Here is a 24640-nt window from a genome sequence, read left to right on the forward strand (position 1 = left end):
TGGCCCGTGCCGGAGCAACCCCCGTGCCGGGGCGCGTGGAGCTCCTTTATGCGGAGAGGCGTTTCTTCAGGCCGTCCGCCCTGCGGTAAGCCTCCGACCGCTGCGCGGGGGAAAGCGGTGTGGCGCCGAACCGGTCCCGGTGATACAGGGCGAGGAATCGGGCGGCTTCCCCCGCCAGCTCCGGGCGCGAACGGACGGCGGCCGCCACCATCTCCTCCATGGGAACGCCCGGGGATCGCCGGAAGCCCGACCGCTCGATGCGGCGCAGCAGCCGTTCGTACGGTGCCGGAAGCCGCGGCGCCTCCGGCTGTCCCGCCCGCCTGCGGACGTCGCGCCGCCACCGGTAAAGAAGGAAAAGCGCCGCGCAGGCGATCAGGACGGCTACGGCCGCGGCGCGCGACTTCGGCGGCGCGCCCGGGAGCCCCCGTCCGAGCCCGAAGTACGCCCCCGTCCGCCGCACGCCTCTCCATCCGGCGAAAAAGGCCTCGGCCTGCATCCGCTGGGAGTAGTTCACCACGTACTTGTCCCACCGCTGGCTCAGCCAGTCCACCGAAAGGCCCAGGAGCCCCGTCTTCCGGAAGAAGGGCGACGCCTCCCCCTGCGGCGGGGTCGCGTCCATCGTCACCCAGCGCCCGCCGATCCATGCCTCGACCCAGGCGTGGGCGTCCGATTGGCGCACGATCACGTACTGTCCCAGCCCGTTCCACTCTCCTCCCAGGTACCCCGCGGCCACCCGGGAGGGAATTTCCGCGGCGCGCAGCAGGAGCGCGAGCCCCGTGGCGTAGTGCTCGCAATATCCGGCCTTCTTCCAGAAGAGGAAGCTGCGGAGGTCGGGAGCGGGGTCCTCGAGCGTGTAGCGGAATCCCTCGCGGAAGAAGCCGAGGATGCGCGCGGCCCGTTCCGCGTCGGTCCCGCCGCTTCCCGCCGCCTCGATCCCCAACGCGCGCACGTCGTCGTATCCCTCGGGAAACTCGAGGTACATGTCGCCGGGGCCCGCCGTCCGCCCGGAGCGCCCCGACGGATCCTCCGCGAACCGGAGGCGGTACTGCATCGTGCCGTGCGCCGGCTGCTGCAGGAACAGGTTTCCCTCCGCGTCGGCGAGCAGCGGCTGGAACGACCCCTCGATCAGCACCGGGCTTCCGTACGTGAACAGCCGTGGATGGTCCGCCGGCTCGAGGAGGATGTCGGCGACGGAGACGGGGCCGGACGGCGCCTCGGAGACGATGTAGTGGAATCCCGACCGGGGGACCGTCGAAACCGGGCTTTTCGCGATCCGCCACCCGCCGTCCTCGTATCGGGGATACACGGCGCCCCGCAGGTAGAGCCCGCCGAAGTCGGGCGTCCTGCCGAGGAACGGGAATTCCACCCGCGCCACGATGCGGCCGTCCGACTTGATCCCGGTGACTTCGCGGAGCGTGATCGATTCCGAGAATCCCGCCACGCCCTGACCGCGGGCCAGACGCTGGAACCCCCGGCGGAACTCCAGCCGGGGGACGACCGCGAAGAGCAGCGCGGCCGACAGGAAACCCGCGGCTCCCACGAGGAGGAGCGCCCAGGCGGCATGCCGGGGGGAGGGGCGGAACCCTCCCGGCGGGCGGCCCAGCTCCTCCGCCTCCCGGTCGTGCAGCGCCCACATCGCGCCCGCCGATGCGGCCAGGAACAGGAAGAAGAAGACGGCGAAGGACAATCCGTCGGCGACCGCCGCTCCCACGAGAAATTCGAGGAGGGAGAAGGCGCAGAGCTGCCACCCGTCGCGGGTGCGCTTCGGCAGCACGAGCTTGATCGACTGGATCCCGACCACGAGCAGCGAGGCGGAGGCGAGGAGGTCCTTCCGCAGGAGCAGCAGGTCCGCCGTCGCCGCGGCGAGAAACAGCCCGACGAGCGGCGTGTCGAGGCGGGAAAGCGTCTCCCTCGGAGCGCCGGCGCGGTCCATCCGGGCGCCCGCCGCCCACGCGACGGCGACAACCGCAAGGAGTCCCGGCGATGTCTCCGTATAGACCGCGAGGGCGAGGATGCCGAGGAGCCAGTGGGCGCGAAGGACCCACCACAGGAACCGTCCGGCGGCGCGGGGGTTCATGGCTGCGCCGTCGCCAGCGCCGCGAGCGCCGAAGAGCGCCCCCCCGTGTCCCGGGCGTCGGCGCACAGCCGGTCGCCGATCCACAGGCGGTACGGGATGCCGCGGCGATCCAGGTCGAGCACCGCCCCGCACGCCGCGGACAGCCGCGCCTCGAATTCCCCGGGCGGGCAGGGGACCGGGACGCGGAGCTCGACGGCGGGGGCGATCTCCGCCTCCCGCTCCTTCACCATCCACCGGCCCATCCGGGCGGTCGCCTTCCAGTGGATGTTCCGGACGGGATCCATCGGGAGCAGTTCCCTCGCGCCGCGAGGGAACGCCCCGGACCGCCCCGCGTGCATGGGATTCTCGGAGAGGCCGGCCTTCGGTTTCCCGATGTCCCTCGAGTCCGGGGCCGCCGGCCGGGGGTACACCAGGAGGTCCGCGGGGATCGGCACGTCCATCGTCTTTTCGAAGAGCGAGAAGGGAAAGCGCGTGGAGAGCGTCCCCGCCGCCGGCGACAGCCGGCCTCGCCGGGCGGGAAGGTACGGGACGACGCGGGTGGCGGTCCCGCGCGGGGCGATGTCCGGGAACCGTACCGTCAAGGTCTCGTCCCCGATCCGGAACCGGGCGGTGAGGGAGACGGAGGGGAACCGTTTCCCGAAGGCGGAGCACGCCACCGCGAGGAACGCCTCCTGCCCCGCGAAGGCCTCCGAGGCGCCGCGCGCCGAGAGGGAGACCCGCCGCAGCGCCCATTCCGACAGGAAGCCGGAGACGACGACCAGCGCAAGGTTCATGCTCAGCGCGAGGTAGAGGAGGTTGTTCCCCGTGTTGATCGCGGCGATTCCGACGCCGAGGGTGATCAGCAGGAATGCCTTCCCCTCGAAGGTGGCCCGCAGCCGGCGGGGGAGGCGGAACCTGCGGCGGAGACCGCCGGCTCCCGGTCTCACAGCGGCGCGGGAACGGTCGACAGGATCTCCTCGAGGATGGCCAGGGCGGGCTCCGTTCCCGGCGAGCCGCCCTTCGGGAACACGCGGTGGGCCAGGACCGCCGGGGCCGCGCGCCGGATATCGCCCGGCGTGACGTGGTCCCTTTCCTCGAGACGGGCCAGCGCCTGGGCGGTGCTCTTCAGCCCGATCGCGCCCCGGGGGGAGGCGCCCAGCCGGACGGCGGGGTGGACCCGCGTCGCCGCGACGATCCGCTGGATATAGTCGATCACGGAGTCGTGGACCGCCACGCGGTCCACCTCGGCGCGGAGCGAGCGCACCTGCTCCGGCAGCAGGGCGGAAGGGATGCCGTTGCGCATCGTCAGGAGGCTGTTCTCCCGGATGAGCCGGGTCTCCGAATCCCGATCCGGGTAGTCGAGCCGCAGCCGGAGGTTGAACCGGTCAAGCTGCGATTCGGGCAGCGGATACGTCCCGTGCTGCTCGAACGGGTTCTGCGTCGCGATCACCAGGAACGGGTCCGGGAGCCGGTATGTCCGGTTGTCGACCGTGACCTGGCGCTCGCTCATCGCTTCGAGCAGGGCGCTCTGGGCCCGGGGGTTCCCCCGGTTGATCTCGTCCGCGAGGACGATGTTCGCGAACAGGGGGCCGGGGGAAAAGACGAACGATTTCCGATCCTCCCCGAGGATATGCACGCCGATGACGTCCTGCGGGAGGAGGTCGCCCGTGAACTGGACGCGCCGGAACGTTCCGGAGATCCCCGCCGAGAGCGCCCGCGCCAGCGTGGTCTTCCCCGTGCCGGGAACGTCTTCCAGGAGGATATGCCCTCCCGCCAGGAAAGAGGCCATCGCCAGGTCGACCGCTTCCCGTTTCCCCAGGAGGACCGACTCGACGTTGGCCCGAAACCGCGAAAGGGAGTCCGATGACAACGTTCCGCCCATCAGCTCATTATCTCCCAAGGGGCGGATCTTTGACAAAATTGCGGGAATGGTATTTGAATGGATTTTCCGCATTTCGCTGCGGGAGGCGGCATGCGGACCATGCCCGGCAGGGACGGACGGCGCCTGGAAGGCGCGGGGGAAGGGGAGCTGTTCCGGCTGGCGTTTCCGGGGGACGGGGAAGGGATGCGGCGGGCGGCCCGCGGAGATCCGCCTGTCGAACCCGAACTGGCCTTGCGCTGGGAGGCCGCAGTGGAGCTGGCCCGCAGGGCGCTTTCCGCCCCGTTGCCGCGGCCTGAGCCGTTCCGGTCCGGCGCGGACGTCTTCGCCAGGTACCGGTACCTGCTCGCGGACGCGCCGGTGGAGATGTTCCTGGCCGTGCTCCTCGACGTGAAGCATCGCCCCTTGGGGGAGGCGCGGGTCTCCGCGGGGATCCTCGACGGGAGCCTCGTCCACCCGCGGGAGGTGTTCGTCGCGGCGGTCCGGGAGCGGGCCGCGGGAGTCATCCTGGTCCACAACCACCCGAGCGGCGATCCCGCGCCGAGCGAACAGGACCGGGAGGTGACCCGGCGGCTCCGGTCCGCCGGCGGGATCCTGGGGATCCCGGTGGTCGATCACGTGATCCTGGGGGACGGCGCGTTCTTCAGCTTTCGGGAGGAGGGCGACTGGTGATCTCCGGCATTCTGCGGACCTTGGCCATCCTGCTCCTGACGATCGCGAGCTCCGCGGCGGCGTATATCGCGGGACGCCTTGTATCGGGCGAGGCGGCGGCCTCGCGCATCATGTGCTGGTGGGGGAGGGCCTTCGTCCGGATGGGAGGGTGGGACGTGCGCGTGGAAGGGATGGAGAATCTCCCCGCCGGGGGGGCCGTCCTGGTGTCCAACCACCAGAGCCTCGTGGACATTCCGCTCCTGCTCACCGCGTTTCCCCGCCCCGTCCGGTTCGTCGCCAAGAGCGAGCTGGGGAGGATCCCCCTTTTCGGGAAGGCGATGGCGATGTCGGGGAACCTGTTCGTCGACCGGAAGGACCCGCGCGATGCCTCCCGGATGTTCCGGGAGGCCGCCGTGCGGATCGCGGACGGGCAGCTCATCAGCGTCTTCCCCGAGGGGAGGCGCACCCGCGACGGCTCGATCGGCCCGTTCAAGACCGGCGCGTTCCGGCTCGCCCGGGAGGCGGGCGCGCAGGTCGTCCCGGCATACATCGACGGCGGCTACCGGGCGATGCCGAAAGGGGCGTTGCGGTTCCGCCCGGCGCGGCTCCTCGTCCGCGTCCTGCCGCCGCTTTCCGACGGGGAGATGACGGGGGACGTGAAGGAGCGGGTCGCGCGGATCGCGCGGGAGCGGATCGTCGCCGCGGCTTCCGCGGAGGCGGGGGAGGGACGCGGATGACGCTGCGGGTGGTGTCGATGGGAGGGCTGGGGGAGATCGGGATGAACTCCATGCTGTTCGACGAGGGCGGCACGGCGATCCTCCTCGACGCCGGCCTGATGTTCCCCGACGACACGATGTTAGGGATCGACTACGTGGTCCCCGACTTCTCCGCCCTGAAGGAAGCGGCACCCCGCCTTTCCGCGCTGCTGTTGACGCACGGGCACGAGGACCACATCGGGGCGATCCCGTTTCTGCTCCGGGAGACGGAGCTGCCCGTGTACGGTACGCGGCTGACGCTCGGGCTGCTCCGCCACCGCCTGGCGGAGCACGGGCTGGAGGGGGCGCGGCTCATCCCGATCGACAGGGACGCCCGGTTCCGCATCGGCGGGTTCGACGTGGAGGCGTTCCCCGTGTGCCACAGCATCCCCGACGCCGTGGGGTACGTCCTGCGTTGCGCCGACGGGGTCTTCGTCCACACGGGCGACTTCAAGATCGACCCCGACCCGCTCGACGGCGTGCCGACCGCCATCGCGCGGCTCCGGGAGATCTCCCGCAAGGAAGGCGTGACGGCTCTGTTCTCGGACTCCACGAACGTCGAGCGCGACGGAAACAGCCTCCCCGAGCGTTTCGTCGGGGAGGCGCTCTCGGAGATTTTCTGGGAGGCGCCCGGCCGGGTCATCGTGGCCATGTTCTCCTCGAACCTGCACCGGATCCAGGAGGCGATCCGGGCGGCGGGGCGGTGCGGCCGCAGGGTGGCGCTTTCCGGAAAGAGCATGCTGCGCAACGTGGAAACGGCGATCGACCTCGGGTACCTCACGCTTCCGAGGCCCGACATCCTGATCCCGCTGGAGGACGTATCCGCCCTCCCGGACCGGGAGGTCGCGGTGGTGACCACGGGGACCCAGGGCGAGCCCCGGTCCGCCCTGATGCTCATGGCGCTGGGAGACCACAAGCACCTCAAGGTCCGCCCGGGGGACACCGCGGTGCTATCCTCCAAGTTCATCCCGGGCAACGAGCGGGCGATCGCCAGCATGATCAACCGCCTTTTCCTCGCGGGGGCGGACGTCCTGTATGAGAAAATATCCGAGGTCCACGTGTCCGGGCACGGGAGCCGGGCGGAGCTGGAGGCGATGATCGATGCGGTGCGGCCGGCGAATTTCATCCCCGTCCACGGCGAGCCCCGGCTGCTCGTCCGGCACCGGAAGCTGGCGATGGACATGGGGGTGCCGACCGCGGAGATGGCGTTGAACGGGGAGGTCCTGGAGTTCTCGGACGGGCGGATGTCCCGGGCCGGAAAGGCGGAGGTGGGGCACCTGTTCGTGGACGGAAAGGGGATCGGGGCCGTCGAGAGTCTGGTGCTCAAGGATCGGTACCACCTTTCCCAGGTCGGTCTGGTGATGGTCGCCCTCGCTCTCTCCTCGGCCACCGGCGAGATCCTGTACGGACCCGATATCGTCACGCGGGGCGTCCTGACGGAATACGGCGAGGAGGAGCTGCTCGATGGCGCCCGGGCCGAGGTGCTGCGGGTCCTCGAGGAATCCGGGACGGATGCCCGGACCGACTTCTCGGAGATGCAGACGGAGATCCGGCGCGTGCTCAGAAGGTACTTCAACAGGCGGCTGGAGCGGAAACCGATGGTCGTCCCCGTCCTCATGGAGCTTTAGGCGTTGAGAGATCCGCTGCAGATCCGGCGGGACGCCCTGGCGATCGCCTTCCTCACGGCGGGCCTTTACCTCGCCCTCGCGCTCGTATCGTTCCACCAGCACGATCCGTCGCTCTCCGCCGCGAGCGTACCGGAAGCGCCGGCCCGCAACTGGGGCGGGTGGATCGGAGCGATCGTCTCCGATCTTATGCTCCAGCTTTTCGGGATCGGCGCCGTCGGGTTCCCCCTGCTCTGCCTGCTGCTCGCGTACTGGACCTACCGCGGGGAGGGGATCCTCGAAAAGTGGGGGCGGGCCGCGGGGGGGCTGCTCGCCGTCTGCTCCACCCTCGGGATCCTCAGCTTCTTCACCGGGCACGTCTCGATCCTCGGGCAGGACGTCTTCCTTCCGGGGATCGCCGGCGACCTCCTCGGGAAGCATTTCCTCGGAAAGCTGCTCAGCACCGGCGGGGGCGTGCTCTTCCTGGGCGCCCTGCTGCTGTTTTCCCTGATGCTGGTCACGGGACTCCCGTTGAGCGGCCTTCCGACGCTATGGCGCCGCGAGAAGCCGTCCGAAAAGGTCCGGGCGATGGTGAAGGAGAAGCTCGCGCCGAAGGAGGCATGGGACGAAGATGACGACGCAGCCCCGCGGAGGGAGCCGCCGCGGGAGGCCGCCGCGCCGCGGGTCGTCCCCCCGCGCCCCGCGGACGCCGAGTCGTCGCCGCCGAGGCCCTCCGGGAAGGCGTTCGTCCTCCCGCCGCTCGACCTGCTCGAGCCGGGAAAGGGACAGGAGGCCGGCATCGACGCGGCGGCGCTGCAGGAGAACGCGCAGTCGCTCCTCTCGAAGCTGAAGGAGCACGACATCGACGGCGCGATCACCGAGGTCCACCCCGGCCCGCTGGTCACGATGTACGAGTTCCGGCCCGCCCCGGGCATCAAGGCGAACCGGGTGTCGGCGATGGCCGGCGATCTGGCGCTCGCCATGCGCTGCGGATCGGTCCGCGTGATCCCCAACATCCCGGGAAAGGGGGTCATGGGGTTCGAGATCCCCAACGCCCGGCGCTCCCCCATCGTCCTGAGGGAGATGCTCGGATGCCCGGCCTACTCCTCCGCCCCTTCCGTGTTGACGCTCGCGGTGGGGAAGGACATCTTCGGCGAGCCGGTCGTCCGGGACCTCGGGAAGATGCCCCACCTGCTGATCGCCGGCGCCACCGGCTCGGGGAAAAGCGTCGCGCTGCACACCATGATCCTGTCGATCCTCTTCCGCGCCACTCCCGAGGAGGTGCGGCTGATCCTCGTCGATCCGAAGATGCTGGAGCTTTCCCTGTACGAGGGGATACCCCATCTCTATCACCCCGTCGTCACGCAGCCGCGCGAGGCCGCGCACGTCCTGAAGTGGGCGGTCGGCGAGATGCGGGGGCGGTACCAGCTCATGATGGAGAACGGCGTTCGCCACATCGACGCCTTCAACCAGTTCGTCGAGAAGCGGCAGCGCGCCGCCGGACGGACGAGGGGCGCTGCGGAGGGGGAAGACCTGTCGAAGATCCCCTACATCGTCATCGTCATCGACGAGCTCGCGGACCTGATGATGACCAGCGCTTCCCGGCGCGAGGTCGAGGACAGCATAACGCAGCTCACGCAGATGGCGCGGGCGGCGGGGATCCACCTCGTGTTCGCGACGCAGCGGCCGTCCGTCGACGTCCTGACGGGCGTCATCAAGGCGAACTTCCCGTCGAGGGTCTCCTTCAAGGTGACGTCGCAGGTCGACTCCCGGACCATCCTGGACCAGGGCGGGGCGGAAACGCTGCTCGGGTTCGGCGACATGCTGTTCCTCCAGCCGGGCGTGGTGGGAATCCTCCGGGTGCACGGCCCGTACGTTACCGAAGGGGAGATCCAGCGCGTCGCGGAGCACCTGAAGTCGCAGGGGGCGCCGGTCTACGACTCCGCGATCACCGCGCCGCCGACTTCGGAGGAGCCCGATCCCTCGCGGGACGAGATGTTCGACGCGGCGGTCGAGGAAGTCAGCCGGGCGGGGCGCGCCTCCGTTTCCTTCCTTCAGCGGCGCCTGAAGATCGGCTTCAACCGGGCGGCCCGGATCGTCGAGGAGATGGAGAAGCAGGGGATCGTCGGCCCCGCCGAGGGGGGGAAGCAGCGCGAGGTGTTCATGCCGAGGAGGGAGGAATGAAGAGTATGCGCCGGACGCCGGGGATTCCGTCCCTTCCCGTGTTGCTCGCGCTCGTGTTCGCCGCCGCGCTGATCGTCCCGGCGGGGGCAGGCGCCGAAGGGCCGCCCGCCGGAGGGGACGCCCTCCTGAAAAAGGTCGGCGAGCGGTACGCCGCAGCACGCGCCCTGTCGGCCACATTCCGGCAGGAGATCCCTCTCCAGAACGTGGGGGTCGTCCGGAAGGCGTCGGGGAAGGTCTACTTCGGCCGCCCCCTGAAGATGCGGTGGGACTACCGGGCGCCCGAGGAGCAGCTTTTCCTGGCGGACGGCGAGCACTTCTATTTCCGCCCGGCGGGATCTCCCGAGGTGATCCGCAGGAAGATCGACCGGGACAGCCTGGGAGGGAAGATCCCGCTCCTGCTGCTGTTCGGGAACGGGGCCATTTCCGACATGTTCCGCGTGGAGGAGGCGACCGCGCTGGAAGGCGGGAAAACCACGGTTCTCCGGCTCGTCCCGAAGGGCGACGGCGCCCCGGACGTCCGGAGGATCGACCTCGTGGCCGGGACGAAGGACGCGATCGTGCGGGAGATCCACCTTTTCGACCGCCTCGGGGGGGCGAACCACCTGTACCTGACCGACATCGAGATCGACCCCCCGCTGCCTTCGGATCATTTCCGCTTCCGCAAGCCCCAGGGCGTCAACGTGGTGGACGGTTGACGGCGAAGATCCGGATCCATACGCTCGGCTGCGGCAAGAACGCGGTCGACGCCGAGGTGATGGGGGGGCTGCTCTCGGAGCGCGGATTCGCGCTCGTTCCCGGCGGGCGGGCGGACGTCGCGGTGCTCAATACGTGCGGCTTCGTGAAGGCGGCCAAGGAAGAGTCGATCGAGGAGATCCTCTCGCTCGCCCGGGAGAAGCGGCGGGGGCGGATCCGGATCCTCGTCGTCGCGGGGTGCCTGCCGCGCAGGTACCGGGACGAGCTTCCGGGGCTGCTTCCCGAGGTGGACCTGTTCCTCGGGCCGGGCGACATCCCCGCGCTCCCGGATCTCCTGGGGAAGATGCTTCGGGGAGAGGGGGGCGGCGGGGCGCCGCGCGCCCTCATCGGGGAGGGCGCCCTTTCCGACGAAGCGTACGGACACCGGATTCCTTCCGCCGCCGGCGGCTCCGCCTTCCTCAAGATCCTCGAAGGTTGCGACAACCGCTGCTCCTATTGCGCGATCCCGGCGATCAGGGGGCCGCTGCGCAGCCGCGGCCGGGAGTCGCTCCTGGCGGAGGCGCGGATGCTCGTCCGCCGCGGGGCGAAGGAGATCAACCTCATCGGCCAGGACATCACCGCGTACGGTTCCGACCGAGGGGAGCGCGGCGGACTCGTCTCCCTCGTGCGCGCGCTGTGCAGGGTGCGCGGCGTCCGGTGGATCCGCCTCCTGTACCTGTACCCGGGGCGCGTCGACGAGGGGATCGTGGAGCTGCTCCGCTCCGAGGAGAAGGTCTGCCGCTACCTCGACATCCCGGTGCAGCACATCGACGCGGGGATCCTCCGGGCGATGGGACGGAAATACGACCCTTCCGATGTCTACCGCATGCTGGAGCGGCTGCGCGCGGCCGTCCCGGGGATCTTCCTGCGGACCTCCCTGATCGCCGGCTTCCCCGGGGAGACGCGGCAGGCGTTCGAGACGCTGCTGCGGTTCGTTCACGAAACGCGGTGGGACTACCTGGGCGTCTTCCCGTATTCCCGGGAGGAGGGGACCCCCGCGGGAGCGATGGCCCGGCAGCTGCCGGAGCGGGTGCGGGAGGAGCGCGCGCGGCTGCTCCGGGACGTCCAGGCCGACATCCTCGCCGCGCGAAACGCATCGCTGGTCGGCAGCGCGGTCGAGGTCCTCGTGGAAAGGGCGGCCCCCCGGGGGGGCGCCGTCGGCCGCCACCGGGGTCAGGCGCCGGAGGTGGACGGCTCCGTGCGGCTGGCGCGCTACCGGGGGAGGCCGGGCGACATCTTACGCGTCCGGGTGACCGGGGCGAAGGAGTGGGATCTTCGGGCCGAAACCGATTGACAGCCGGGGATCCGCGGGTATACTTACATAATTTTCACTTTCCAAAGGGCGGTAATGATGAAACCGATCAAGGACATGCTTCTCAAGATGAGGGAAGACCTGGTCCACGAGATCGCGCGCCGCTCGAAGGCAACGACGGAGCCGGGCGCACAGGATATAGGCGACATCCTCGATTCCGTTTCCGAGGAGAGGACCCGCGAGCTCGACATGATCCTCACGGACCGGGAAAAGCGGAAACTGCTTCAGATCGACGACGCGCTGGACCGGATCGACGACAACACCTACGGCCAGTGCGAGGAATGCGGGGCGAAGATTCCCAAGGCGCGCCTCAAGGTCCTGCCTTTCGCGAAGTTCTGCGTCGAATGCCAGGAGAAGAACGAGCGCGAGGAGAAGTATACCCGCGAGGAGCCGGAAGAGGGGATCAGGAAGGTCCCGATGGGAGAGGTGGAGGAGTAGGGGAGGCCGGTCCCGCCAACGGGGTTTTCCCTTCCTCCGTTTTCCGCTGCGCCTTCCGGAGGTTTTCCACCGCCCGCGCGTGTTCGGGCAACGTCCTGGAAAAAGTGTGGGTCCCGTCGTTGTTCGAAACGAAATACAGGTATTCCGATTTCGCGGGATTCAGAGCCGCCCGGATCGCGGCGGTTCCCGGGTTGGCGATCGGCCCCGGGGGGAGCCCGCGGTTCAGGTAGGTGTTGTAGGGCCCGGGCGCCTGCAGGTCCTTCCGCGTCACCGTCCCGTCGAACCGCTTCACCCCGTAGATCACGGTCGGGTCCATCTGGAGAGGCATCCCCAGCGCCAGCCTCCTGCGGATGACCGACGAGACCAGCGGCTTCTCCTCGGCGACGCCCGTCTCCTTTTCGATGATCGAGGCGATCGTCACGACCTCGTGCACCGACAGCCCCGCCGCCGCGGCCTGCTTCTCCATCTCGGGCGTGAACTTCGCCCGGAACGGCCGGATCATGATCTCCAGGATCACCTCGGGGTCCATCCCCTTGACGAGGTTGTAGGTGTCGGGGACCAGGTACCCTTCCGCGCTGTCCCCCGCGATCCCCATCCGGGCGAGGAGCGGAGCCGAGACCGCCGCACTGAGGAACTCCTGCGGGTCCGCGAGCAGGTAGGCCCCCAGCACCGCCGCCACGTCATGGAGGTTCGCGCCCGGCCGGACGATCACGGGATACTTGACGACGTCCCCCTCGACCAGTTTTTTCCATGCCGCGTAGGCCGACGGGGGGGTCGGGAAGGTGTATTCGCCGTAATGGAGCTGCCGGCCGGTCCGGGTGAGCAGGACGAGGCCGCGGAACGCGGCGGGGTGCGGCAGCGCCTTCTCGTCGGCGAAGATGGCGGCGATCTCCGAAAGGGAGCTCCCCTTGGGGATGGAGACCTTCTTCCCCTGCCACTCCCTGCCGGGATACGAGTCGAACAGGAGAAACGTCGAAACGAGCAGGATGGACACAAGGGCCAGGGCGGCCGCCCGGAAGATCCGCCCCGTGCGCTTCTCGATGCGGGGGGGGATCATTTCCGGTTCCGCAGGTCCAGCGCGCTCTGGAGGAGGAACATGGCGGAGAGGCTGTCCCGAAGCTCCTTCCGCCGCTCCCGTCGCACCCCGGAGTCGATGAGGTGGCGTTCCGACTGGATCGTGGTCATCCGCTCGTCCCACATCGTCACGGGCAGGGAAAGCTCCCCCTCGATCTTCGCGCCGAACTCCCGCGCGCGGGCCGCCGCGGGGCCCTCGTCGCCGTTCAGCAGCAGCGGGAGGCCCAGGACCACCGAGCTCGCCCCCAGCTCCGCGGCCAGCCGGCCGATGCGGGCGAGATCCTTCCGGTCCCCCTCCCTCTCGATGGGCGGAAGCGGCTGCGCCGTCATGCCGAGAGGATCGGATACCGCCGCCCCGATGCGCCGGCTCCCGTAATCGAGCCCCAGGATCCGTCCTTCAGGAACGTCTGTCATCATTACGAGTGTACTTTCAGCCCGGCGCCATCGTCAACCGGTCGGATTGACGAACCTTTCCGGCTTCGGTATGACTATAGACCGGGGAGAGCGGGAATGGCGGGCGCGATCACAGATATCGACGGGATCCTCGTGGGGCACGCGCAGGACGAGGCGCGTGTAACCGGCGTAACGGTCCTCCTCTTTCCCCACGGCGCGACGGCGGGGGCCGACATCCGCGGAGAGGCGGCCGGCACCCGGCAGATGGACTCCCTGGTCCGGCGCCACCCTGCGCGGCGGCTGGACGCCCTCGTCTTCGCCGGAGGGAGCGCATTCGGGCTCGACGCGGCCACGGGGGTGGTGCGATACCTCGAGGAACGGGGAGTCGGATTTCCGACTTCCGGCGGGACCGTCCCCATCGTCCCGACCGCGATCCTGTACGATCTCGCGTACGCGCGCGGAAGGCGCCGCCCGGATGCGGAGATGGGTTACCGCGCCGCGGCCGCGGCGGCTTCCCGTCCTCCGGCACGGGGATCGGCGGGCGCCGGGACGGGAGCCACGGTCGGAAAGGCGCTGGGGATGGAGCGGGCGATGAAGGGGGGGTTCGGCACGGCGTCCGAATCCGGGGGGGGGACGGTCGCGGGAGCGTGCGCCGTGGTGAACGCTTTCGGTGACGTCGTGGATCCCGCGACCGGGGAGTGGATCGCCGGAGCCCGCGCGGCGGATTCGGACGATGCGGCGGACACCGAGTCGCTCTTCCGGTCGGGGTTCCGCCGGGAACCGTTCGTCGAAGGGAACACCACCCTGGGGGTCGTCGCCACGGCGGACCTGCTGTCGCGGGAGGAGCTCTGGACCGTGGCGCGGATGGCCCACGCGGCCTTCTGCCGGACGATCCGGCCGGTCCACACGCCCGTGGACGGGGATGTCGTCGTGGCCGTCTCCACGGGGACGTCGGGGCGGCGCGGAAACGTCCTCCAGGTAGCGGCGCTCGGGACGCGCGCCCTCGAGGCGTCGATCCTGGACGGTGTGCGGAGCGCAACGGGGACGGCGGAAGTGCCCGCCGCCGCGGAACGGAAGGGGAGCCGGGAGGAGAGGCCATGATCGATCGGATCGAGGAGGCGTTGACGTCGCTGATGTCGGACCCCGCGCAGGGGGTGCGGGAAGCGGCTTCCGGGGCGCTGGACCGGACGCGGGCGAAGCGCTCGCTCGAAACGTTCCGGCGGCGGCTCCGGGAGGGGAGTCCGGAAGAGAAGATCCGGACGATCTACACCGCCGAGGAGATCGGCGGGGCGGAAGGGGTCTCGCTCCTCCTCGACGCGCTTTCCGACGGCAGCGACGAGGTGAAGGGAGCGGCCGCGACGGCGCTTTCCCGCTTCCCGACGCCGGCCGTGCTCAAGGCGCTCTGGGAAATGCTTCCGAAGTCGAAGGGAGTGGTGCTCGCGAACCTCGTCGAGGCGCTGGGCGCCTCCGGGAGGAAGGAGCTCGGCCCCCACGTGGAGAAGTACCTCGCGCATCCGGACCCGGAAGTCCGCGCCAAGGCGGTCGTCGCGACCTCCCGGCTCACCGAGGGATCGGGCTGGGAGAAGATCCTGGCGATGCGGGGCGACCCGGACGAGCAGGTGCGCGCCGCGGTCGCGGAAGGGCTTGGGAACTGGACCTCCTCCCGCGGGTAGCGGCGTCTCCCTTCAGACGGACGCCTGCGCCAGGACGGCGTCCAGCGAAACGGGCGGCAGCAGCAGCGGGTTCACCGTGCCGAGGACGGTCCGGCGCGGCTTCCCCGTGACCGGGTCGACTTCCGCCAGGTTCACCGCCTCCGGCGCGCCGAGGGGGTTCCCCGCCCGGTCGTAGAGGATCGCCATGCCCGGCAGCCCCTTCCCTTCCTCGGGGACGCTGGTGACGATCCCGACCTCCATTGTGTTCAGGCGCAGCAGCGTCCCGACGGGGTACGCCCCCAGGGAGCGCTCGAGCAGCAGGACGAGTGCCGGATCGAGCGATTTCCCCGACAACTTCCGCATGATCTCCATCGCCCCCTGCGGCGTGCGCGCCTTCTGGTAGGAGCGCATGCTGGTCAGCGCGTCGTAGCAGTCCGCGACCGCGATGACCTGGGAATGGGGATGGATCTTCAGCTCCGGCTCGGGCCGCGGGTAGCCCGCCCGGTCGTACCGCATGTGGTGCTCCCGTACCATGTTCCGGGTCTCCTCCTGGATGTTCGTCATCTTGCCCAGGATGGCGAAACCCTCCAGCGGATGCTTCTTGATCTCCTCGTACTCGTTCACCGTCAGGGTGCCCGGCTTCCGGATCAGGTCGAGGGCGAGCTGCGTCTTGCCGACGTCGTGGAGCAGTCCCGCGACGCCCACGTTGATCCGGGGCTGCTCGGCGAGGGCGAGGCTGTCGGCGACGGCCAGGCAGAGGATGGAGACGTTCACGGAGTGGTTGTACGTGTATTCGTCGAAGTTCTTGATCAGCGTGAGGGCGAGCATGGCGTCCCGGTTCCGCGAGATCATCCCGTTCATCTCGCGCACGGTGTTCTCGCAGCTCTGGCCGTCGGGGGTCTTCCCGCTGCGGACGTCCTTCAGCGCCTGTACCACCACGTCGATGGCGTTGCCGTAGATCTCCCTGGCGATGGAGAAGTCCTCCCGGTCATCGTCGGAGGAGGTCACCCGGATGTGCCGCACGCCGGCCCGGCGGAGCCGCTCCTGGATGGCGCGGACGCTCAGGTCCTGCTCCTTCGTCTCGTGCAGGAACAGGACGAACCGCTCGATGTCCTCCGTGGCGACCCCCCGCTCGATGATGACGGCCGGCACTCCGATGCTGCCGAGGCGCGCGAGGAACAGCTCGAGCGAGGAGGTGAGGTGGAAGATGGGGACGCCTTCGAACACGAGGGTGCCGTCGGCCACCGTCAGCGCGAGCTCCTCCCGGTCGGCGAACAGCGGCTCGATCTCGGCGCGGCACTTCTCGATGGGTGTCCGCACCAGGGGGTGGGAGGCGGGGTACAGTCCCCGGTTCTTCAGCGACGTGCCCAGGAGCCGCACGATTCCCGCGATCGTGGTTTCCGTCTGCCTTCTGTCTATGGCGCGCCTCCCTGCAGCGGTCTTCTTTTCAGGATCCGCTCGGCCTCCATGCGCATGAACCGGTCGCCCGACCGGATCGCTTTCTGCAGGACGCCGGCGGCCCGCTCCCCCTTGATCATTGAGATGCTCCGCAGCGCGTGCGATTTCATCGACCGGAACCTTTCCGTTTTCCAGAAGGTATCCATGGAAAGGATCTCCTCCAGCGCGGTGACCGCGTCGTCGGTCCCGATCGAGCGCAGGGAGTCGATCGCTTCGTGGGCGAGCCGGTAGTTCGGGTAGATGTACTTCCGGGCCGTCGCGCGCCGGAAAAGGGCCACCACAGACTGTGCGTCCTTCTTCAGCGACAGGGCCGCCGTCGCCGAAAGCGCCACCGTCTCCTCCGGGAAGAAGCAGAGGTCGCAGAGAGTGGTCACGGCGATGGGATGCTCGATGCGGGCGAGCGCCTTGATCGCTTCCTTCTTCACCCGGAGGTCCTTGTGGGACAGCGTGGCCGCGATGCTCGGGGCGAGGTCGGGCATGTCGAGGCTGCCCAGGATCGTCACCATGTTGCGGACCATGTACCAGCGAGGGTCATCGAGGTTTTCGAGGAGGACGGGGACGGCGATGCGGCCGATCCGCACGACGATCGAGACGATCGTCTTCCGGACCAGCAGGTCCTTCTCCTCCGCGAGCGTCTGCAGCAGCGGGTTGACGGCTTTCTCTCCGAGCGCCGCGAGGACGGTCTCGGTCTCCCGCCGCCCGCGCAGCCCCGGCTTCTTCAGCAGCGCGATGTAGTGGTCGATCAGCTCGTCGCTCGCCAGCTCCTTGATCCCGACCGCGGCGAGCCCGGCGATCTCCCGGCTCCCTCCCGGCGGGAACTCGATGTGCCGGGCGAAGATCGTCATGGCGCGGGTGGCGTACCCGAGCTTCCTTTCGGGCAGCTCCGACAGGAGGAAACGGGAGAATTCGACGATGTGCCCCCGGTATGCCGGGGGATCGTTCTCCTTTTCGATCCGGGCGAGAAGCGTCTCGATCGTGACGACCTCTCCCGTCCCGTCGGGAGCCGCGACGATCTCCGTTCCCGGGAGCATGTCGCCGATCATGTCGGGCGGCAGCTCCTCGGGCTCGACCTCGGGCAGTCCGGCATCCTCCTTGAGCAGCTCCGTGAGCCGGTCGTAATCGACCTTGTTCGCCCAGATGTGGGACACCTTCTCGCCCAACAGCGCCTGTTCCAGCCCTCCGGCGTCCGCGACCTGCTCGGCGTCGCGGACGACCACTTTCAGGAACGAGACGATCTCGTCCGCCCTCAGGTTCGGCAGGAAGATGATGCGGGCGGCCCTCCGGAGGTACAGCTCCCGGTTGAGGTCGACCAGCGCCTTGCCGCTCCCGCTGCCGGGGAGCCGAATGTCCTTGTAAAGCAGGGCGTTCTTTGTGATCCCGATCTCCAGCCCTTCTTCCGGCAGCGGGATCTCCTCGAACCGCGCGAGGATCTTCGTGACCGCCTGGATCAGGAGGGGATGATCGTCGGGGTAGAAACTTACGCTCTTCATCCCCTTGGCGAGCTCGGAGACGGCTTGCGTAACGCGGTGCAGGTACAATTCGGCGGAAATTTCCGGCGGTTCCGTCATTCCGGTCATGGAAAAAGGGGAATGGTTGACATACAGTAGTAAATATCCGCCATGGAGACCGCCCAAGTCAATCGTTTTCGGGGAAACCCGTGGGTGCGCGGGGGGTTGCGCGCCGTCGCCTCGGGGTTCGGGGCCGGGTTTGCCCCCGTGGCGCCCGGGACCGCGGGGACGCTCGCCTGCCTTCCCCTTTGGTATCTGACGGGCGGGACGGGCGTCGGCCATTACCTGTTGCTGGGAGCGGTCCTGCTGGTCTCCGTTCCCGCCGCCCGGGAGGGGCTGGCGGCCGCCCGGGAAAAGGATCCGCCGCGGGTGGTGATCGACGAGATCGCCGGGATGCTCCTTGCGTCGACGGGGATTCCCTGGGGGTGGCGGAACGCCCTCCTGCTCTTCCTTCTGTTCCGGGCGTTCGATGTGTTCAAGTTCGGTCCCGCCGCCTGGCTCGACGCGAGGGAAGGTGCGCTGTACGTGGTGGCGGACGACCTGGCCGCGGGGGTCTACGCGGCCGTCGCATACCGGGGGATCGCATGGCTTATCGGGTGACCGACGCCGCCTCCGCGCGCCTGGGGAAGCTCCTCCGGGAGTCGGGAAAGAAGCTCGCCGTGGCGGAATCGTGCACCGGGGGGCTGCTGGCGGGGGCGATCACCGCCGTGCCCGGCAGCTCCGATTATTTCCTGGGCGGGGTGGTCGCGTATCACAACGGCGTGAAGACCGCCGCCCTCGGGGTCCCGCCCGGGCTGATCGATTCCCGCGGGGCGGTCAGCGCGGAGGTCGCTTCGGCGATGGCGGAGGGGGTTCTCGACCGGTTTCCCGCGGACGTATCGATCGCCACGACGGGTGTCGCGGGGCCGGGCGGAGGGAGCCGGGGGAAGCCGGTCGGGACGGTCTGGGTGGCCGTCGCCCTCCGCGGCGGTGTACGGTACTCGCACCGGTTCCGGTTCCGCGGGGACCGCGGAAAGGTCCGCCGGGATACGGTCCGCGCCGCGATCGCCGCCGCGTCGGGGCTGCTGACCGGAAAGCAAGGATCGTCCGCATGAGGTGCTTTCTCGGCATCGCCCTGCCGCCGTCCGTCCGGGACGCCGTCGAGGCGGCGATCCTGCCGTTCCGCGGGACCCGGGGCGACGTGTCCTGGGTCGCGAAGGGGAACCTGCATATCACCTTGAAGTTCCTCGGCGAAATCCGCCCGGAGCGGATTCCCGACGTAGGGGAGGCGGTCTCCGGGGCCGCGGGAGAGGCATCGCCGTTCTCCCTCGAGGCGTCCGGCGGAGGAACGTTCCCTTCCGCGAGGAACCCGAGGGTTCTCTGGGCCGGTCTCCGGGAACCGCTTGAATTGGTCGGGAAGTTGCAACAGAATATTGAAAACGCGCTTTCGGGGGCCGGGTTTCCCCGCGAGGATCGTCCGTTCCACCCGCACATCACCGTCGGGCGTGTCCGCGGGGCCCTTCCTGCCGCATGGGGCGAACGGTTCGTCCAGGGGCTGTCCGGCCGGGACTTCGGAATCGTGCCCGTATCGTCGATCGTGCTGTATGAAAGCCGCCTCGCTCCGGGAGGCGCGATCTATTCCGTGGTCCGGGAATTCCCCCTGGGGAAGGAGAACGCAAGATGAGTCAGGATCCGAACCGCCGCAAGGCGCTCGACATGGCGGTCGCCGCCATCGAGAAGAATTACGGCAAGGGCGCCATCATGCGGCTGGGCGCCGACGTTCCGGCGAAGGACATCCCCGTCATCTCCACCGGAGCGATCTCGCTCGACGTGGCGCTGGGCATCGGCGGGATCCCCCGCGGCCGGGTGACGGAGATCTTCGGGCCGGAATCCTCGGGGAAGACCACGCTCGCGCTGCACATCATCGCCGAGGCGCAGAAGGGCGGCGGCGTCGCGGGCTTCATCGACGCGGAGCACGCCCTCGACCTCTCCTACGCGAGGAAGCTGGGCATCTCCACGGAGGACCTGCTCATCTCCCAGCCCGACACGGGGGAGCAGGCGCTGGAGATCGCCGAGCTGCTCGTCCGCAGCGGCGCCCTCGACGTGCTGGTGGTCGACTCCGTGGCGGCGCTGGTCCCCAAGGCCGAGATCGAGGGGGAGATGGGCGACGCCCACATGGGGCTCCAGGCGCGCCTGATGTCCCAGGCGCTGCGCAAGCTCACGGGGACGATCAGCAAGTCGCAGACCTCGGTGATCTTCATCAACCAGATCCGCCAGAAGATCGGCGTCATGTTCGGCAACCCCGAGACGACCACCGGCGGGAACGCCCTCAAGTTCTACGCCTCCGTGCGGATGGACATCCGCCGGATCTCCCAGATCAAGCGGGAGGATGACGTCATCGGCGGCCGGACGCGCGTCAAGGTGGTGAAGAACAAGCTCGCCCCGCCGTTCCGCGAGGCGGAGTTCGACATCCTGTACGGCGAAGGCATCTCCCGGGAGGGGGACATCCTCGACCTGGGTTCGGATCTCGACATCGTGGAGAAGAGCGGGGCGTGGTACTCCGTCGGCGGGGAGCGGATCGGCCAGGGGCGGGAGAACGCCCGGATCTTCCTGAGGGAGCACCCGGAGATGGCCGGTGAGCTGTCGAAGAAGATCCTGGCCCACCATGGGATCGGGGAGGGCGCGAAATCTTCGGCGGAAGGAGCGTGACGCCTTGGATCTGAACGACATCCTCCGCGCGGCGGCGAAGCACGGCGCATCGGACGTCCACCTCAAGGTAGGGCTTCCGCCCGTCCTGAGGATCAACGGGAAGCTCATCCCCCTCAAGGCGCCCGAGCCGCTGAAGGCGGACGACCTCGTCGCGATGAGCGGCATGATCTTCCGCGAGGACCAGAAGAGCCGGTTCGAGAAGCACCACGAGCTCGACTGCGCCTACAGCGTCCAGGGGCTGGGGCGGTTCCGCGTGAACATCTTCCAGCAGCGCGGGACGATGGGCATCGTCCTGCGGCTCGTCCCGGTCGGAGTGAAGCCCTTCGAGGAGCTGCACCTCCCCAAGGTGATGGAGAAGATCGCGCTCGAGGAGCGCGGCCTGGTCCTGTGCACGGGGACCACCGGGTGCGGCAAGTCCACCACGCTGGCCTCCATGGTGCAGTTCATCAACACGAACCGAAGCTGCCACATCATGACGATCGAGGACCCCATCGAGTTCCTCCTGCGGGACAACAAGAGCATCATCAACCAGCGGGAGCTCGGCGTGGACACCTCCTCGTTCGCCGACGCCCTCAAGAGCGCCCTGCGCCAGGACCCCGACGTGATCCTCGTCGGCGAGATGCGCGACCTCGAGACGATCGAGACCGCGATCACCGCCGCGGAGACGGGGCACCTGGTCTTTTCCACGCTGCACACCCTCGACGCCGGGGAGACGATCAACCGGGTCGTCGCGTCCTTCCCCCCTTTCCAGCAGAAGCAGATACGGCTGCAGCTCGCCTCGGTCCTCAAGGCCGTCATCTCCCAGCGGCTCGTGCCCCGCGCGGACGGGCAGGGGCGCGTCCCGGCGGTGGAGGTTCTTCTGAACACCGCCCGCGTCCGGGAGTACATCGAGGACAAGGACAAGACCCGCAAGATCCGGGAAGCGATCCAGCAGGGGTTCGTGAGCTACGGGATGCAGACGTTCGACCAGTCGCTGATGGGGCTGCTCAAGGAGAACCTCATCACGCTCGACGAGGCGCTGCGGCAGGCCAGCAATCCCGACGACTTCTCGCTGCGGGTCCGGGGCGTCTCCTCTACGTCGGACCTGACCTGGGACGACTTCGACAAGGATGGCCCCGAAAAGAAGGGAACGTAAGGACGGCGGCTCCCCCGCCCCGGGAAATCCCCTGGAGCTTGCCATGGGAATGCTGGCGCGCCGCCCCTTGAGCGAGGGGGAGGTGGCGTTCCGGCTGGCGCGGAAGGGGCACGCGGAATCCGACGTCCCGCCGGTCCTCGCCCGGTTGCGCGAGCTGCGGCTGCTCGACGACGCGGCCCTTTGCCGGCAGCTCGTCCGCTCCTGGCGGGAGGGGCGCATGTACGGCCCCGCGAAGATCGCCGGGAAGCTTTCCGTGCGCCTCTTCCCGCGGCACATCATCGAGGAGGCGCTCCGGGAGGAGTGCCCCGCGGCGGACGTCGAGGAGGCGGCCGCGCGGGCGCTCAAGAAAAAGTTTCGCGGGGGTATCCCCGCCGGGAGGGAGGGCGCCGCGAAGGCGTACCGGTTCCTCGCCGGGCGCGGCTTCCCCCCGGACGCCTGCCGGAAGGCCGTCGGCCGGCGAATCGCCGTGAACGAGGAAGGAGACGGATAGATGTCGAAGACGGGCGCGGAGCTTCGCTCCGCTTTCCTTTCGTATTTCGAGCGGAACGGGCACAAGATCCTGCCGAGCGCCTCGCTCGTCCCCGGGAACGACCCGACGCTGCTGTTCACCAACGCGGGGATGGTCCAGTTCAAGGAGGTGTTCCTCGACCTCGCCGCGACCCAGTGGAAGCGGGCGACGACGGCCCAGCGGTGCCTGCGCGTGAGCGGCAAGCACAACGACCTGGAGAACGTCGGCTACACGGCCCGCCACCACACCCTGTTCGAGATGCTGGGGAACTTCTCCTTCGGCGACTACTTCAAGAAGGATGCGATCCATTTTGCGTGGGAGTTCCTCACGCGGGAGATCGGCCTCGACGGGAAGCGGATGACCGCCTCCGTGTTCCGGGAGGACGACGAGGCGTACGATATCTGGCACAAGACGATGGGGCTTCCGGCGTCGCAGATCGTCCGGTTCGACGAGAAGGACAACTTCTGGGCGATGGGGCCGACGGGCCCCTGCGGGCCGTGCTCCGAGATCATCTACGACCAGGGGGAGGGGACCGGCTGCGGGCGGCCCGGGTGCGCCGTCGGTTGCGACTGCGACCGCTTCCTCGAGATCTGGAACCTGGTGTTCATGCAGTTCAACCAGGACGAGAGCGGGACGAAGGCGCCGCTGCCCCGGCCCAGCATCGACACCGGCATGGGGCTCGAGCGGCTCGCGGCGGTGGTCCAGGGGGTCCCGAGCAACTACGACACCGACCTGTTCCGGCCGATCCTGTCGGAGATCTCCCGCCTCTGCGGGAAGCGCTACGGGAGCGGGCCCGAGCTCGACGCGCCGATGCGCGTTATCGCCGACCACGCGCGCGCCGTCGCTTTCCTCATCGCGGACGGCGTCATGCCCTCCAACGAGGGGCGGGGTTATGTCCTTCGCCGCGTCATGCGCCGCGCCCTGCGGCACGGGAAGAAGCTGGGATTCGAGGGGCCGTTCCTCCACAAGGTGGCCGGTTCCGTGGTCCGTGAATTCTCGCCGGCCTACCCCGAGCTGACGAACAGCGCCTCCTTCATCGACACGGTGGCGTTCCAGGAGGAGCGCCGCTTCCTCGAGACGCTGGACGCGGGGCTGCGGATGGTCGAGGACGAGTTCGCGCGGATGAAAGGGGCGGGCGCCGGCGTGTTTCCGGGAGGCGCGGCGTTCAAGCTCTACGATACTTACGGCTTCCCCGTCGACCTGACCGCCGACCTGTGCCGGGAGCGGGGGGTGACCCTCGACGCGGCCGGCTTCGAGGCGGAGATGGAGAAGCAGCGGGCCCAGTCGAGGGTCTCGTGGAAGGGCGGCGAGATCGGCGCCCACGATCCCGTGGCGTCCGAGCTCGCGCGGTCCGGCGCCGGATCGGTCTTCGTCGGCTACGAGCGGCAGGAGGCGGACGCGCGCATCGAGGCGCTCTTCCTGGCCGGCGTGCGGGTCGCCTCCGCGGACCGGGGGGAAGAGGTGGACGTCGTCACGGACCAGACGCCGTTCTACGGCGAGTCCGGCGGCCAGGTGGGCGACACGGGGACGATCTCCGGCGACGGGTTCTCCCTCCAGGTCACGGACACCCGCCGCCCCTCCCCGGAGATCGTCATTCACCGCGCGAAGGTCGTCGAAGGCGCGGTGCGGGAAGGCCGGATCGCGCATCTGTCGGTGGACGGCGGGAAAAGAAGGGTCACGCAGGGGAACCACACGGCGACGCACCTGCTGCAGGCGGCGCTGCGCAAGGTCCTGGGGACGCACGTCAAGCAGGCGGGGTCCTACGTGGGACCCGACAAGCTCCGGTTCGACTTCAGCCACTTCGAGGGGCTCTCCCCGGAGGCGCTGGCCTCCGTAGAGGAAGCGGTCAACGAGGCGGTCTTCGCGGCGCGCCCCGTCCGGTGGGAGCAGCTTCCGTACGAGGAAGCGGTCGCCGCGGGAGCGATGGCGTTTTTCGGCGAGAAATACGCCGACGTCGTCCGCATGGTGACGGTCGAGGGAGTGAGCAAGGAGCTGTGCGGCGGGACCCACGTCCGGAACACAGCGGAGATCGGCCTGTTCCGCCTGCTGTCGGAAGGGGCGCTTGCCGCGGGGGTCCGCCGGATCGAGGCGGTGACCGGGCTGCCCGCCTGGCGGCAGCTGCGGCAGGAGGCAGAGACGCTCCACGGCGTCGCGCGCGAGCTGAAGGTCGGGGGCGCCGAGGTCCCGGAGCGCGTCCGCAAGCTCGCCGCGCAGATCAAGACGCTGGAAAAGGCGCTCCAGGAGGCGCGCCGGCGCTCGGCGCGCGACCTCGTGGGAGAGATCCTGGCCAAGGCGGAAGAGCGCGGGGGCGTCCGGAGGGTCGCGGCCGAAGTGGAGCCGATGGATCCCGCGGCGCTGCGGGAGCTGGCCGACAGCGTCAAGGGGAAGCTCGGGAGCGGGCTGCTGCTGCTGGGCGCCAGGGAAGGGGAACGGTGCCACCTCGTCGCGGGCGTCACTTCCGACCTGACGTCGAAATACTCCGCGTCCGAGATCGTGAAGAAGGCGGCCGCGGCGGTGGGCGGCGGCGGGGGAGGGCGCAAGGACATGGCCCAGGCGGGCGGCCCGGCCGTCGAGAAGCTGCCCGACGCGCTGGCCACCCTTTCGGGGTGGTGA

23 protein-coding genes are annotated in these 24640 nt (G+C 69.3%); 16 read left to right on the forward strand and 7 right to left on the reverse strand.

Features of this window, described 5'->3' with window-relative positions; all coding sequences use genetic code 11:
* Positions 1-46: 46 nt before the first annotated feature.
* From AB1346_06170 to AB1346_06180, 3 genes are read right to left on the reverse strand one after another with little or no spacing between them, the layout of a single operon-like run.
* A complete protein-coding gene (locus AB1346_06170; GenBank protein MEW6720015.1) occupies positions 47-2077 on the reverse strand; it encodes a transglutaminaseTgpA domain-containing protein in 2031 nt (676 codons plus the stop codon).
* A complete protein-coding gene (locus tag AB1346_06175; protein ID MEW6720016.1) occupies positions 2074-3003 on the reverse strand; it encodes a DUF58 domain-containing protein in 930 nt (309 codons plus the stop codon). The genes AB1346_06170 and AB1346_06175 overlap by 4 nt, the downstream gene beginning before the upstream one ends.
* Positions 3000-3938, reverse strand: coding sequence for a MoxR family ATPase (locus AB1346_06180; protein MEW6720017.1), 939 nt, complete (start codon positions 3936-3938; stop codon positions 3000-3002). The genes AB1346_06175 and AB1346_06180 overlap by 4 nt, the downstream gene beginning before the upstream one ends.
* Before the next feature lie 183 nt (positions 3939-4121).
* Between AB1346_06180 and AB1346_06185 the strand changes: the two genes are divergently transcribed.
* The 7 genes from AB1346_06185 to AB1346_06215 are packed head-to-tail and all read left to right on the forward strand — an operon-like array spanning position 4122 to position 11611.
* The gene (locus tag AB1346_06185; protein ID MEW6720018.1) at positions 4122-4607 is read left to right on the forward strand and encodes a JAB domain-containing protein; all 486 of its coding nucleotides are present in this window, start codon (positions 4122-4124) and stop codon (positions 4605-4607) included.
* Positions 4604-5323: a lysophospholipid acyltransferase family protein gene (locus AB1346_06190; GenBank protein MEW6720019.1), complete on the forward strand. Its 720-nt coding sequence runs from the start codon at positions 4604-4606 to the stop codon at positions 5321-5323. The genes AB1346_06185 and AB1346_06190 overlap by 4 nt, the downstream gene beginning before the upstream one ends.
* Positions 5320-6969, forward strand: a complete 1650-nt coding sequence (locus AB1346_06195) for a ribonuclease J (protein ID MEW6720020.1) — start codon at positions 5320-5322, stop codon at positions 6967-6969. Before AB1346_06190 ends, AB1346_06195 begins: the two co-directional genes overlap by 4 nt.
* A 3-nt stretch (positions 6970-6972) precedes the next feature.
* Positions 6973-9129 carry a DNA translocase FtsK 4TM domain-containing protein gene (locus AB1346_06200; protein MEW6720021.1) on the forward strand — a complete coding sequence of 719 codons (2157 nt, stop codon included), beginning with the start codon at positions 6973-6975 and terminating at the stop codon, positions 9127-9129.
* A complete protein-coding gene (locus tag AB1346_06205) occupies positions 9126-9824 on the forward strand; it encodes an outer membrane lipoprotein carrier protein LolA (GenBank protein ID MEW6720022.1) in 699 nt (232 codons plus the stop codon). Before AB1346_06200 ends, AB1346_06205 begins: the two co-directional genes overlap by 4 nt.
* A complete protein-coding gene (gene rimO, locus AB1346_06210; protein MEW6720023.1) occupies positions 9821-11155 on the forward strand; it encodes a 30S ribosomal protein S12 methylthiotransferase RimO in 1335 nt (444 codons plus the stop codon). Before AB1346_06205 ends, rimO begins: the two co-directional genes overlap by 4 nt.
* Positions 11156-11212: 57 nt before the next feature.
* Positions 11213-11611, forward strand: a complete 399-nt coding sequence (locus AB1346_06215; GenBank protein ID MEW6720024.1) for a TraR/DksA family transcriptional regulator — start codon at positions 11213-11215, stop codon at positions 11609-11611.
* On the opposite strand, the gene mltG is transcribed toward AB1346_06215, so the two are convergent.
* Positions 11577-12668 (reverse strand): endolytic transglycosylase MltG, encoded by a 1092-nt coding sequence (mltG, locus tag AB1346_06220; protein MEW6720025.1) that lies wholly within the window; start codon positions 12666-12668, stop codon positions 11577-11579. The genes AB1346_06215 and mltG overlap by 35 nt on opposite strands.
* Positions 12665-13102: a Holliday junction resolvase RuvX gene (ruvX, locus tag AB1346_06225; protein MEW6720026.1), complete on the reverse strand. Its 438-nt coding sequence runs from the start codon at positions 13100-13102 to the stop codon at positions 12665-12667. The genes mltG and ruvX overlap by 4 nt, the downstream gene beginning before the upstream one ends.
* A gap of 93 nt (positions 13103-13195) precedes the next feature.
* Here ruvX and AB1346_06230 point away from each other — a divergent pair, with 93 nt between their 5' ends.
* Positions 13196-14179, forward strand: a complete 984-nt coding sequence (locus AB1346_06230) for a P1 family peptidase (GenBank protein ID MEW6720027.1) — start codon at positions 13196-13198, stop codon at positions 14177-14179.
* Positions 14176-14751: a HEAT repeat domain-containing protein gene (locus AB1346_06235; protein ID MEW6720028.1), complete on the forward strand. Its 576-nt coding sequence runs from the start codon at positions 14176-14178 to the stop codon at positions 14749-14751. The genes AB1346_06230 and AB1346_06235 overlap by 4 nt, the downstream gene beginning before the upstream one ends.
* 12 nt (positions 14752-14763) lie before the next feature.
* On the opposite strand, the gene AB1346_06240 is transcribed toward AB1346_06235, so the two are convergent.
* Positions 14764-16110: an HD-GYP domain-containing protein gene (locus AB1346_06240; protein ID MEW6720029.1), complete on the reverse strand. Its 1347-nt coding sequence runs from the start codon at positions 16108-16110 to the stop codon at positions 14764-14766.
* A gap of 35 nt (positions 16111-16145) precedes the next feature.
* Positions 16146-17726, reverse strand: a complete 1581-nt coding sequence (locus tag AB1346_06245; protein ID MEW6720030.1) for a HEAT repeat domain-containing protein — start codon at positions 17724-17726, stop codon at positions 16146-16148.
* 123 nt (positions 17727-17849) lie between these two features.
* Between AB1346_06245 and AB1346_06250 the strand changes: the two genes are divergently transcribed.
* The 7 genes from AB1346_06250 to alaS are packed head-to-tail and all read left to right on the forward strand — an operon-like array spanning position 17850 to position 24640.
* Entirely contained in the window at positions 17850-18296 is a 447-nt protein-coding gene (locus AB1346_06250) for a phosphatidylglycerophosphatase A (GenBank protein ID MEW6720031.1), read from the forward strand.
* Positions 18281-18790, forward strand: a complete 510-nt coding sequence (locus AB1346_06255) for a nicotinamide-nucleotide amidohydrolase family protein (protein ID MEW6720032.1) — start codon at positions 18281-18283, stop codon at positions 18788-18790. Before AB1346_06250 ends, AB1346_06255 begins: the two co-directional genes overlap by 16 nt.
* Positions 18787-19359, forward strand: coding sequence for an RNA 2',3'-cyclic phosphodiesterase (thpR, locus tag AB1346_06260; protein ID MEW6720033.1), 573 nt, complete (start codon positions 18787-18789; stop codon positions 19357-19359). The genes AB1346_06255 and thpR overlap by 4 nt, the downstream gene beginning before the upstream one ends.
* On the forward strand, positions 19356-20384 hold the full coding sequence (gene recA, locus AB1346_06265) for a recombinase RecA (protein MEW6720034.1): 1029 nt from the start codon (positions 19356-19358) through the stop codon (positions 20382-20384). Before thpR ends, recA begins: the two co-directional genes overlap by 4 nt.
* 4 nt (positions 20385-20388) lie before the next feature.
* Positions 20389-21519 carry a type IV pilus twitching motility protein PilT gene (locus AB1346_06270; protein ID MEW6720035.1) on the forward strand — a complete coding sequence of 377 codons (1131 nt, stop codon included), beginning with the start codon at positions 20389-20391 and terminating at the stop codon, positions 21517-21519.
* Positions 21520-21562: 43 nt separating this feature from the next.
* A complete protein-coding gene (locus AB1346_06275; protein ID MEW6720036.1) occupies positions 21563-22009 on the forward strand; it encodes a RecX family transcriptional regulator in 447 nt (148 codons plus the stop codon).
* Positions 22010-24640, forward strand: coding sequence for an alanine--tRNA ligase (gene alaS / locus AB1346_06280; protein MEW6720037.1), 2631 nt, complete (start codon positions 22010-22012; stop codon positions 24638-24640).

It is taken from the genome of Thermodesulfobacteriota bacterium, from assembly GCA_040758155.1.
In the GTDB taxonomy this organism is placed as follows: Bacteria; Desulfobacterota; Deferrimicrobia; order Deferrimicrobiales; family Deferrimicrobiaceae; genus UBA2219.